Source organism: Methylobacterium phyllostachyos (assembly GCF_900103445.1).
Taxonomy (GTDB): domain Bacteria; phylum Pseudomonadota; class Alphaproteobacteria; order Rhizobiales; family Beijerinckiaceae; genus Methylobacterium; species Methylobacterium phyllostachyos.
Genome location: NZ_FNHS01000007.1, coordinates 316,107 through 327,591, shown reverse-complemented (window position 1 = coordinate 327,591; position 11,485 = coordinate 316,107). Strand labels below are relative to the sequence as shown.

The 11,485-nt window shown below is 68.1% G+C and carries 7 protein-coding genes and 1 pseudogene; 3 read left to right on the top strand and 5 right to left on the bottom strand.

The features are described from left to right. From BLQ49_RS13780 to BLQ49_RS13765, 4 genes are all read right to left on the bottom strand, one after another. A partial coding sequence (locus tag BLQ49_RS13780) for a HAMP domain-containing methyl-accepting chemotaxis protein (protein ID WP_091716466.1) occupies positions 1-1,559 on the bottom strand: 1,559 nt, incomplete at its 3' end. Between the two features lie 17 nt (positions 1,560-1,576). After that, positions 1,577-2,038: a chemotaxis protein CheW gene (locus BLQ49_RS13775; protein WP_091716503.1), complete on the bottom strand. Its 462-nt coding sequence runs from the start codon at positions 2,036-2,038 to the stop codon at positions 1,577-1,579. After that, positions 2,038-3,999 carry a chemotaxis protein CheA gene (locus BLQ49_RS13770; protein ID WP_091716465.1) on the bottom strand — a complete coding sequence of 654 codons (1,962 nt, stop codon included), beginning with the start codon at positions 3,997-3,999 and terminating at the stop codon, positions 2,038-2,040. The genes BLQ49_RS13775 and BLQ49_RS13770 overlap by 1 nt, the downstream gene beginning before the upstream one ends. A 433-nt stretch (positions 4,000-4,432) precedes the next feature. Beyond that, entirely contained in the window at positions 4,433-5,584 is a 1,152-nt protein-coding gene (locus BLQ49_RS13765; protein ID WP_091716502.1) for a methyl-accepting chemotaxis protein, read from the bottom strand. A gap of 448 nt (positions 5,585-6,032) precedes the next feature. Between BLQ49_RS13765 and BLQ49_RS13760 the strand changes: the two genes are divergently transcribed. From BLQ49_RS13760 to BLQ49_RS13750, 3 genes are all read left to right on the top strand, one after another. Then, complete coding sequence (locus tag BLQ49_RS13760; RefSeq protein ID WP_091716464.1) at positions 6,033-6,320, top strand: STAS domain-containing protein; 288 nt, start codon at positions 6,033-6,035, stop codon at positions 6,318-6,320. Positions 6,321-6,341: 21 nt separating this feature from the next. After that, positions 6,342-6,707: a response regulator gene (locus BLQ49_RS13755; protein WP_091716463.1), complete on the top strand. Its 366-nt coding sequence runs from the start codon at positions 6,342-6,344 to the stop codon at positions 6,705-6,707. A 120-nt stretch (positions 6,708-6,827) separates the two neighbouring features. Continuing rightward, positions 6,828-8,864 carry a molybdopterin-containing oxidoreductase family protein gene (locus tag BLQ49_RS13750; RefSeq protein WP_091716462.1) on the top strand — a complete coding sequence of 679 codons (2,037 nt, stop codon included), beginning with the start codon at positions 6,828-6,830 and terminating at the stop codon, positions 8,862-8,864. Positions 8,865-8,874: 10 nt separating this feature from the next. On the opposite strand, the pseudogene BLQ49_RS13745 reads toward BLQ49_RS13750, so the two are convergent. After that, positions 8,875-11,046 (bottom strand): annotated as a pseudogene (locus tag BLQ49_RS13745) (TonB-dependent receptor). Between the last annotated feature and the right edge of the window lie 439 nt (positions 11,047-11,485).

Below are 11,485 nucleotides of genomic sequence, written 5' to 3'. Positions count from 1 at the left end.
ATCTCCTGCACGATCGTGATCTTCTGCGCGATCGTCTGCATCGCCTCGACCGCGCGCCCCACCGCGGCGCCGCTGGCCTCGGCGTCCTGCGCCGATTGCCGGGCGATCGCCTCGGTCTGGCCGGCGTTCTCGGCGTTCTGCTTCACGTTGGCGGCCATCTCCTCCATGGAGGCGGAGGCTTCTTCCGTCGATGCGGCCTGCTCGGTCGAGCCCTGCGACAGCTGCTCGGCCGAGGACGACAGCTCCTGAGATCCCGCCGACACGTTACCGGCCGCGGAACTCGCCTCGGTCACCACCGCCCGCAGCTTCTCCAGCATCGTCTGCAGGGAGAGCCCCATCTTATCCCTGTCGGAAAGCGGCTTGGCCTCGACGGTCAGGTCGCCCTGCGCGATCCCGTCGGCCAAAGCCGCGGTGGCGTTGAGGTTGACGGTCATCCGATTCATGGCGGCGATCAGGTCGCCGATCTCGTCGTCGGAGTTCGCCGTGATCGTCTGGTCGAGATCGCCAACCGCCACGGCTTCGGCGAGGGACACCGCCCGGGCGAGGCTGCGCGCGATGGAGAGGGCGAGCCAGCCGGCGATGACGAGGCCGATGAGGAATGCGCCGGCGACCGTGCCGAGCAGGATCGTCTGCCCGTCGCGGGAGGCGGCCTCCGCCTGTTCGATCGCTGCGGTCTTGCGCTTCTCCTGGAAGCCGATCAGCGCATCGAAGGCCTGCGCCGCCTCGGTGGTGGCGGTCGAGTACTCGCCCGATGCCAGGGCGACGGCCTGGAGCGAGGCGCCGCTCTCCACCAACGCGAGGGTCTTGTCGGCCGTGGCGTTCCAAGCATCGAATTTCCGCCGCAGCCCATCGACCGCCACCCCCTTGCCGTTGGCGGCGCGGACCAGCGCGTCCAGGTCGTTCGCGAGTTCGAGGCGGCTCTCCTTCGCGGCGTTCACGCGCTCCGTGAGCAACGCCTGCGTGCCCGCGCCCGTCACCGACTGCATCTGGCCCCAGGCCCGTTCGAGCCGGATCTGGAAGGTCGATACGGCGTGGCGGAGGTCGCCACCCGCCGAGGTACCGGCCTTCGCGGCGATCCCTTCGAGTTCGGCCCGCAGGGCGACCATCGCCGGGCGGCCGGCGGTCTCGAGATGGGCCCAGGTCCGGGCCGCGGAGTTGAGGCGCGTCAGCTCAATGACCCGGCTGCCGAGCGTCCGCTGCTTTTCGAACTTGCCGAGCGCCGTGTCGAACAGGTGCCGAGCCTCCTCGACGAACAGCAGGGGCTTGGCCTTGCCGAGTTCCGCCAACGCATCGGCCTCGCATTCCGAAGCACGCTGGGCGAAGTGCGCCATCCGGTCCTCGCTGGCGCTGATCACCACCGCACGCGTGTTGGAGACGGCCCGGATCGTCATGGCCTTGGCGGACAGGATACGGTTCTGCACCTCGGCGCGCTCGACGACGAAACGCATGGCCTCGTCGGCCGCGGTGAGCCTCTGATACCCGACGCCGCCGGCCAATGCGGTGAGCACGAGCATGAACCCGAAGCCGCCGGCCAGCTTGGCCTTGATCGAGAGTCGCATAGCGAAAGTCCAAATTCTCAGTTCAAGAGCTGCGGCATGTCCGGAATGATGACAAAGTCATCCCCGGACTTGACGATGGAGCGGATGTATTCGGGCCGCCACGCTGTACCGATCGTCGGCACTTGCTGACGGGTCTCCAGGGCGACCGCGGTCACTTCGAAAACCTTGTCGGCCACCAGCGCCACCAGGATCGGGTCGCCGTCGATGTCGAGCTCGATCACCACGAAGCGCGTGTCGGGCGTCGCGGCCGTCACCGGCATGCCGAAGCGCGTGCGGATGTCCGCGAGCGGCACCACGTTGCCGCGCACGTTCACGATGTGGGCGAGATGGGGCCGCGCCCCGGCCACCCGCGTGGTCGGGATCGGATCGATGATCTCCCGCACCATCCCGGCCTCGAGGGCGAAGGTCTCGGTGCCGATGCCCAGCATCACCACCTGCAGGGTGCCGTCCGCCCGGCCGGCCTCGACGAAGTCGGTCATCATGCCACCTCCCGATAGTCACCCTGGCCGGCCGCGTGCCCGCCCGCCGTGATCTGGGCGGGATCGATGATGAGCGCCGCGGTCCCGTCGCCGAGGATCGTGGCGCCCGAGAAGGTCGCGACGTCGGCATGAAGCTTCGACAGCGACTTGATCACCGTCTGGTGGTTGCCGAGGATCTGGTCGGCCACCAGACCGATCCGGGCCTCGCCCACCGCGACGATGATGACCTTCTGGTGGGGGTCGGGCTCGCCCGCCGCGTCGAACAGGTCGCGCAGCCGCAGGAACGGCACGAGGGCACCGCGGATGTCGAGGAAGTCCCGGCCGCGGCCCTGGCTTCGGTCCGCGGGCAGCTCGATGCATTCCTCGACGACCGCCAGGGGCAGGACGTAGCGGGCCTCGCCGACCCGGATCAGCAGCCCCTCGATGATCGCCAGCGTCAGCGGCAGGCGCAGCACGATGGCCGTGCCGGCGCCGGGCTCGGTGGTGATGTCGATGGAGCCGCGCAGGCCCTCGATGGTCTTCTTGACGACGTCCATGCCGACCCCGCGGCCCGAGAGCGCCGAGATCTCCTGCGCGGTGGAGAAGCCGGGGGCGAACAGGAACTGGTAGACCTGCTGGTCGGTGAGCGGCGTGCCGGGCTGGACGAGCCCCCGCTCCTCGGCCTTGGCGCGGATGCGGGCCACGTCGAGGCCCGCCCCGTCGTCGCGCACGCTCACCAGGACCTGGGCGCCGGCATGCTCGGCCGTGAGCGCGATCCGCCCGGTCGCGGCCTTGCCGGAGGCTGCGCGGCGCTCGGGCGCCTCGACGCCGTGATCGATCGCATTGCGGATCAGGTGCACGAGCGGATCGGCGAGGCGCTCGATCACGGTCTTGTCGAGTTCGGTCTCCTCGCCATCGGTCACGAAGGTGACGGGCTTGCCGAGATCGCGCGACAGGTCGTGGACCAGGCGCCGGAAGCGGCTGAACAGCGTACCGATCGGCACCATCCGGATGCCCATGGCGGTGTCGCGCAGCCGCGCCGACAGGCGCTCGATCTCCTCCGCGATGGTTTTGATCCCGGCGTCGGCGTGCAGGCCGGCCATCTGGCTCAGGCGCGCCTGGGCGATCACCAGCTCGCCGACCCGGTCCATCAGCTCGTCGAGCCGCTCCGCCTCCACCCGCATGGTGGCGGCGGCCCGCGGCGGCGCACGGCGCTCGGCCGGGCCGCGGACGGACGCATCCCGCTCCACGGCCGGCGCGACCGGATCGGCGGCCGGCGGAACCGGATCGGGCGCCGAGACGGGCAGCTCGCCGGCGAGGGGCACCAGGGTGAGTTCCATGACGTCCTGCACGAACAGGAACACGTCCTCGATCGCCGCCCGCTCGGCGGAGCCGACCAGGGTGACGTCCCAGCCGATATGCAGGCTTTCCGGGTCCAGATCCTCGATATCCGGGAGAACAGCGAGGCGGGGCACGACCGTGCAGGCGCCGAGATCGCGCAGTTCGTCCAACAGGGCCAGCGGGTTGGTGCCGTTGTGCAGGATATCGGGCGCAAAGCTGATCCCGATCTGCCAGCCCGTCGGCGCGGGTTCGGCCGGCGGCGCCGGCGCACCGCTCACGAGCCGGTCCAGCTCGGCCAGGATCGCGTCCCCGATCACCGCGGTATCGGAATCGGGGTCCTCGATCAGCAAGCGGATATAGTCCTTCGCCGAGAGGGCGACGTTGACGAGCTCGACACTCGTCGCGATCGCACCGCGCCGGACAAGATCGAATGCCGTCTCGAAATCGTGCGTGAAGGCGGCGACCCGGTCGAAGCCGAACATCGCGCCGGAACCCTTGATCGTGTGCAGCGCCCGGAAGGCCGTGTCGATCAGCGTCGTGTCGTCCGGCTGGTCGCCAAGATCGAGCAGCGTGGTTTCCAGGCGGTCGAGAAGCTCATTGGCTTCGGCCAGAAAAACCTCTCGAGGATCAAGCGTTGTCATGGTCAAGAAGATCCAAATACAGCGATACCGATCTCGGTGAAACGACCACCTGATCGCCTCCCACGGGTCAATCTATGCAGATGATTTAAACAATACCGCGGGGCGCTGCAGCGTTGTCGCCCGATGTTCCCGACCGACCGGCCGAACCCTAGCTTAGAATTGTTCACTTACGCTTCTTAAGAGTTCGTGTCCACGAAATTTTACAGATTATGATTTCGAACTTGAATGAGTTTCACTAAGAACGTAAATAACTAGAGAACACGCAAGCTTGGACGAAGGCGGGAACAGCACTGAGCAGTTTTTGTTCTTTTTGCGCGAAAAGAGTTATTGGCTGCACGAGCCAAATTTTTTCTGTCCTGCGCGAACGGAAGATCTAGTCAGCGCTTGATTTCGGCTGGCTTTGACACAGTGCCGGGCGACGCACGCGCGCGGCTCAGAACAGATCGACTCCGGCGAAGGGATCGGTGACGTCCGAATCAGATTGCGGCGCGGCCGGCGCGCCGAGCAGGCGCTGGGACATCCGAGCCCGGATCTCGCCGAGGGTGCAGGCGGCGATCGCCTCCGCGATCCAGGCGGATTGGGCCACCGGGCTCACCGGGGGGCCGACCGCTGCGCCCGTCTCGTCGGACAGGTGGTGCAGGCGGGCCTCCGCGGCGCGCAGCAGCACCTGCAAGTTCTGCAAGCGCTGCTTCGCCAGATCCTGGAACTGCATGGTGACGATGGCGCCGGAGACGTCCCCCGCGATGGCCTCCGTGGTCCGGACGGTCTGCGACAGAACATTGGCGAATCGCCGGTTCTGCTCGACCAGGGCCTCCATGACCAGGCGCACCCGGGCATCGGCGCTCCGGCTCTCGTCCGACATGTCGATCGTCGCGATGTCGTGCAGCAGGCTATGGCTGCTGCGCAGGCCGGTCGCGATCGAGCCGATTTGCCCCTTGATTACCCCCGAGAGGGCGTTGATGGAGCCCGCGAGCCCGCGCACCTCGTCGGCCACCACCGCGAAGGCCCGTCCGGCCTCTCCGGCGCGGGCCGCCTCGATCTTGGCGTTGAGCGCCAGGAGGTTGGTCTGGCGGTTGATCTTCTCGATCTGCGCCACGCTGCCGTCGATGGAGCCGAGTTCGCCGAGCACGGCGCTCAGCGCATCCGTCAGGGTCGTACCGCGGGACGACAGTAGGGCGATCTTGCCGATCAGCGAGGACAGGATGGCGCCGAGGCCCGCGGCCACCTCCGCCAGGGGCTGTTCGGACCCGTCGATGCGCACCGACTGGATCGCGCTCGCCAGCCCCTGCACGATCTCGGACTGCCCGCGGGTCGTGTCCGCAATGCGCTGGAACCGCTCCGAGAGCCCGTCGACGTGGGCCTCGAGATCCGTCGAGACGATCCCGAGTTCGTCGATCAGGGCGTCGAGCATGGCCCGCTGCCGGTCAGACAGGTCGAGCCAGACGTGAAGCAGGTCGGTGAGGCCGCGCCGCCCGTCAGGCGCCTCCGGGGCCGAGCGCGGGTCCTGCCGATCCGTCGACCGGCGCTCCGGCTCCGCGGCCCCTGTCTCATGCTGGCTGAGATGCGCGCGATCCCGGAAGGACATCCGCGTGTATTCCTTGAGCTCGGCCCGAGCAACCGACGGCGGCATACCATCGTTCTAAGTCTTATCCCAAGTGCTCGGCTCAGCGACTTGGACGGCAATCCCTCTCCTCCGAATCACGTTAAAAATTTATGCTCCAATCCGCATGTTATCAAAAACGTGATCGGTATTTTTGCTTGAAGCTTGAATACCAATATTGTCGAAATCGATTCATTGATAGTTGATATGGCGGTTTTGAGAATTAGCTCAATATCAGCAAAACCCTCTCCGGCGACAGTCAGGGTATTTATAGAGGCTTCTCAATATGAGCCGATATCGCATCGGATCGGATGGAAGGATGAATGTCGAATTTGTTTGACCGATGCATGCGAATGGGGGAAAATTTAAGACATCCGGCTTCTGAAGTGATCGGCAAGGGTCGATCCGCGCGAGCACATCCATCCGAGGCGTCATGTCAAAATCCCGAACACTCAGAATGCCGGCGCAGTGTGATCTTCGATCGGTCCAGCAACTCCGGGACGAGATGCTCGCTGCCTTCGGCGGCGATTCGCCGGTCACGCTGGATTGCACCGCCGTCGAGCGGGCCGACGTGGCCTTCGTCCAGCTCGTCCTGGCGGCCGAGCGGTCGGCGGCCCGTCGCGGCGCGACCCTCACGTTGACGAATCGGACCACGGGTCTCGACATCGCCTTTCGCCGGGCGGGTCTCGACCCATCCGCCCCGCCCACGCCTGTCCTCTGACGCGCAGATTCGGATCACGCCATGGCAACTGTTCTCACGGTCGACGACTCACCCAGCATCCGCCAGATGATCAAGGTCGTGCTGGGACCAGCTGGCCATACGGTGGTCGAGGCCGGCGACGGCGCGGAAGGCCTGGCCAAGGCCAAGGCGGAGCCGGTCAACCTTGTGATCACCGATCTCAACATGCCGGTGATGAACGGAATTGAGATGATCCGGCAGCTCCGGCAAGTACCGTCCTGCACTGGCGTGCCGATCCTGTTCCTGAGTACCGAGTCGGATGAAGGCATGAAGCAGCAGGCCAGATCCGCCGGCGCGACCGGCTGGATCACGAAGCCGTTCAAGCCCGAGCAGCTCCTGGCCGTCGTTTCGAAACTGATCCGCACCTGAGGCGTCGGCCCGCCGGCATGCCATCAATTGAGGCGCGCCCTGTGCCGCCTCAAAAACGCACGGTCTTTGCATCATCGCTGACGTTCCCTCATCCCTGCCGGTGCTACGGGAGTGCGTCGCTTGGTCCGGACCGTCTGCCCGCATGATTGCCCCTCCGCCTGCAGCCTCGACGTGCAGGTGGAAGACGGCCGCGTCGTCTCGGTCCGCGGGGGCGACAACCCCTACACGGCCGGGGTGATCTGCGCGAAGGTCAGCCGCTACGGCGAGCGCGTCCACCATCCGGACCGGCTCCTCCACCCGCTGGAGCGGGTCGGCCCGAAGGGGAGCGGGGAATGGCGGCGGATCTCCTGGGATACGGCGCTCGACCGGCTGGCCGCGGCCTTCGCGGAGACGGCGGAGCGCGACGGCCCCGAGGCGGTCTGGCCGTACAATTCGGGCGGCACCATGGGCCTCGTCCAGCGGGACGGGATCCACCGCCTGACCCATGTCATGGGTTATTCCCGGCGCAAGCGCACCATCTGCACGGCGATCGCCATCGCGGGCTGGAGCGCAGGGACCGGCCGGATCGCCGGGCCGGACCCGCGCGAGATGGCGCTGTCGGACCTGATCGTGGTCTGGGGCGGCAACCCGGTGAGCACCCAGGTCAACGCGATGACCCATATCAGCCGCGCCCGGAAGACCCGGGGCGCCAAGCTGGTGGTGATCGACCCCTACCGCACCGGCACCGCGGCGGCCGCCGACCTCCACCTCGCCCCCCGGCCGGGCACCGACGGGGCGCTGGCCTGCGCGGTGCTCCACGTCCTGTTCCGCGACGGCTACGCCGACCGCGCCTACCTCGCCGCCCATGCCGAGGATACGGCGGCGCTGGAGGCGCATCTGGCGTCGCGCACGCCGGAATGGGCCGCGGCGATCACCGGCCTGGAGCCCGCCGCCATCGAGGCCTTCGCGGCGCTCTACGGCCGGACGCCACGCAGCTACATCCGCTGCGGTTTCGGCTTCACCCGCAGCCGCAACGGCGCCGTGAACCTCCACGCGGTGACCTGCCTGCCGACCGTCACCGGGGCGTGGCAGCACGAAGGCGGCGGTGCCCTTTGGCAGCAGGCTGCAATCTTCAACTGGGACAAGACCCTGACGGAGGGGCTCGACGCCAAGGCGCCCGGCGTGCGCGAGCTCGACATGAGCCGGCTCGGCGCCATCCTGGCCGACGATCCCGACGCCCTGCAGGGCGGCCCGCCGGTGCGCGCCATGCTGATCCAGTCGGCCAACCCCGCGGTCTCGGCCCCCGACAGCGCCCGGGTGCGCGCCGGGCTCGCGCGGCCGGACGTGTTCGTGGCCGTGCACGAGCAGTTCATGACCGAGACCGCGGCGCTGGCCGACCTCGTCCTGCCGGCCACCACCTTCCTGGAGCACGACGACATCTACGGGGCCGGCGGCCATACCCACATCCAGGCGGGGCCGGCGATCCTGCCGCCGCCGGGGGAATGCCGCTCGAACCACGCGCTGCTGTCGGCCCTCGCCGACCGCCTCGGCGCGGACCATGCGGGCTTCCATTTGAGCGCCCGGGAACTGGCCGACGTTACCCTGGCCCGGTCGGGCTGGGGCGGCCTCGACCGGCTGGAGGCGGCGGGCTGGATCGACGCGCAGCCGGATTTCGCCGAGAGCCACTTCCTCAACGGGTTCGGCCATCCGGACGGACGCTTCCGCTTCGCCCCCGACTGGGCGGCGCTCGGCCCCCGGGCGGCCGGGATGCCGGCCCTGCCCGATCACTGGCCGGTGGCCGAGCCCGCCGACGCGGATCACCCGTTCCGGATGATCGCCCCGCCGGCCCGGCAATTCCTCAACACGACCTTCACCAACCAGCCCGAGTCCCTCCGCCGGGAGGGGCGGCCGACCTGCCTGCTGCATCCGGAGGATGGCGCACGGCTCGGGGTCGCCACGGGCGACGCCGTCGAACTCGGCAATGCCCGCGGCCGGGTGCGGCTGCACGCCCGCCTCGCCGAGGGACAGCAGCCGGGCGTCGTCGTGGTCGAGAGCCTCTGGCCGAGCGCATCCTTCGCGGACGGCGGCGGGATCAACACGCTGATCGGGTCGAGGCCGGCGGCGCCCAACGACGGCGCCGCCTTCCATGACACCGCAGTGTGGGTGCGGGCGGCCTGAGACACCCCGCTCAGAGATCCACCGCCATCGACAGCAGGTAGGTGCGCGGCGCGCCCTGGAAGAAGGTCCCGAACGAGGCGACGCCGGTCCAGTAGTTCGTCCCCGTCACGTTCAGCACGTTGGCCCGGAACGTCGTCGGGCGCCCGCCGATCGCGGTCGCATAGCGCAAGCCGAGATCGAGGCGTGCCCAGTCCGGCAGCGCCTGCCGGTTCGCGAGGTCGACGAACTGGCGCCCGGTGTAGATCACCGCGCCGTCGAGGGTCAGGCCGGTCAGGCCCGGCAGGTCCCATTCGGCGCCGAGGCTCGCCTGCACCGGCGGCACCCCGATCGGCCGGTGACCGAGATTGGCGGCGAGCGCGGTCCGGACGAGCCGCCCGTCGAGCAGCGTCATGCCGCCGAGCACGCGCAGCTGCGGCGTGATCTCGCCGAACAGGTTGAGTTCGAGCCCGCTCACGCGCTGTTCGCCAGTGGCGGCGAAGCGGTTCTGCGGGCCGAGTTCGCCGCCGGGCCTCGTGATCCGGAAGGCCGCCAGCGTGGCGCCGATCCGGCCGAGATCGAGCTTCACGCCGGCCTCGACCTGCCGGGCCACGGACGGCGCCAGGATCTCGCCGGAGTTTTTGGCGACCGTCGGAGCGAGATCGCCCCGGCTCAGGCCCTCGATGTAGTTGCCGTAGAATGAGACCGCCTCCCAGGGCCGGACCACGAGACCGGCGACCGGGCTGGCGGCGCTCCGGTCGTAGGCGGTGGTCGGCGTGCCGACATTCGACACGTAGTTGTGGGCCTCGATCCGCTGGCCGCGCACGCCCAATGTCAGCAGGACGCGCTCGTCCAGCGCCGCGAGCGTGTCGGCGATCGAGATCCCCGACAGGGTGCTGTCCGACAGGCGCGGCCGGCCGGCGCCGTCGATCGGCGCGATATAGGCCACGCGGGCGGGCGCGTAGAGGTTCGACAGGTAGGCGCCGCGACCGGGGGAGACCCACCGCCCCGTCGTCTCCGCGTAGGACGAGGCCTGCAGGGTGACGGTGTGGTGGAAGAACCCGGTCTCGAACCGCACCCGCAGCCCGCCGTCGTAGGTGAGGCGATCGACGCCGAGGGCGTAGAATTGCGGCGTGCTGGTCGTGTCGCCGCGCAGGTTGAGGATCGTCGGCGCCGACTGGAAGTAGCGCTCCACGGCGCCGCGCGAACCGCCGATATCGGCGAACAGTGTGAGCTGGTCGGTGAGGTCGTACTCGGTGCGCAGCAGGCCGCCGCGATCATCGACGTCGGAATATTCCCAGGGCTGGGTCAGGTTCAGGCGGCCGGCGGGCGCCCGCGGCACGGGCACGCCGGCCTTGAGCTGGAACGGGCGAAGCGGCGCATCGAACCGGTCGGTCTGCGCCAGCAGGTAGAGCCAGGCCCGGAATCGCTCACCCTGATAGTCGAGGGCCAGCGCCCCGACGCCGGTCGTCTCGGCCTGACGGTCGAAGGGTGTGGCGCCCCCGTGCAGGCTGCCGACCACCCGGGCGCCCCATTCCCGCTGGGTGCCCTAGCGGCGGGCGGTGTCGAGTTGCACGCCGCCCTGGGCCGCCGAGCCGTAATCCAGGGTGACCCGGGTGAGGTCCGCGCTGGCGCGCTTGGGCACCGCGTTGACCACGCCGCCGACCGCGCCGTTCGGCGAGACCCCGGTCAGCGCCGCGGAGGGTCCCTTCAGCACCTCGATGCGCTCGGCGTAGTCGGCGAAGATGCGAAAGCTCGGCGCGATGCCGTACAGGCCGTCGAACGCGACCTCGCCGCTGGTGTTCTCGTTGGCGGGAAAGCCGCGCACGGAGAAGGAATCGAACGGCGCCCCCGTGCTCTGGGTCGCGCGGACCGACGGATCGAGGACCAGGACCTCGTTGACCGTCCGGGCCTGCCGGTCACGGATCAGCGTGTCGGTGTAGCTGGTGATGCTGAAGGGGGCCTTGCGCGCCTCGACATTGCCGAGGAGGCCGAGCCGCCCGCCCTGCGCCACCTGCCCGCCGGCATAGGCCGGCATGAGCCCGCGGGGCGCCGACGACCCTTCGACGGAGAGTTCTTCGAGCACGACGTCAGGGCCGGCCGGCTGTTCTTCGGCCGCAGCGATGGTGATGAGGGACAGTAAGCCGACGGATAAGATCGATAACGTTCGTGCGCAATCAGCCGAAATCTTCAAACACAATCGCATCTTCGATCCAGCCGCCCGATAGTGTCCGGCCGGATGAGCTCGCCTTATCTGAACGAGCGCATCCGTTTTCCGATCCGGGTCGGATCTTTCATTTCAAAAATAATTCGGCAAGTTTAGGATTGTAGTTCTTCTTTTTATAAGTTCCAGAATACGTCTTCTTCGAGAGATTGTTTTGTTTTTCGGAGTAGCTCTTGTTTCATTTAAAGATATTATCGGGATAATCCTCATTCTCGCCAGGAGTTGTCACACGCGGACGGATTGCGAGTTCATAAGCATCGGTCCGCGCATAGGCGCGGCACGGTCCCATCCCCCTCCCCTGCATAAGCGACGATGTTCACCCAACTGCGCCGACACACTCTCCTCCCCCCTTCCGGGGATGAGTTGGAGGAGGGGGTGGTGCAGGAGACACCGTTCCGCATGATCCTGAACCACCCCCGCC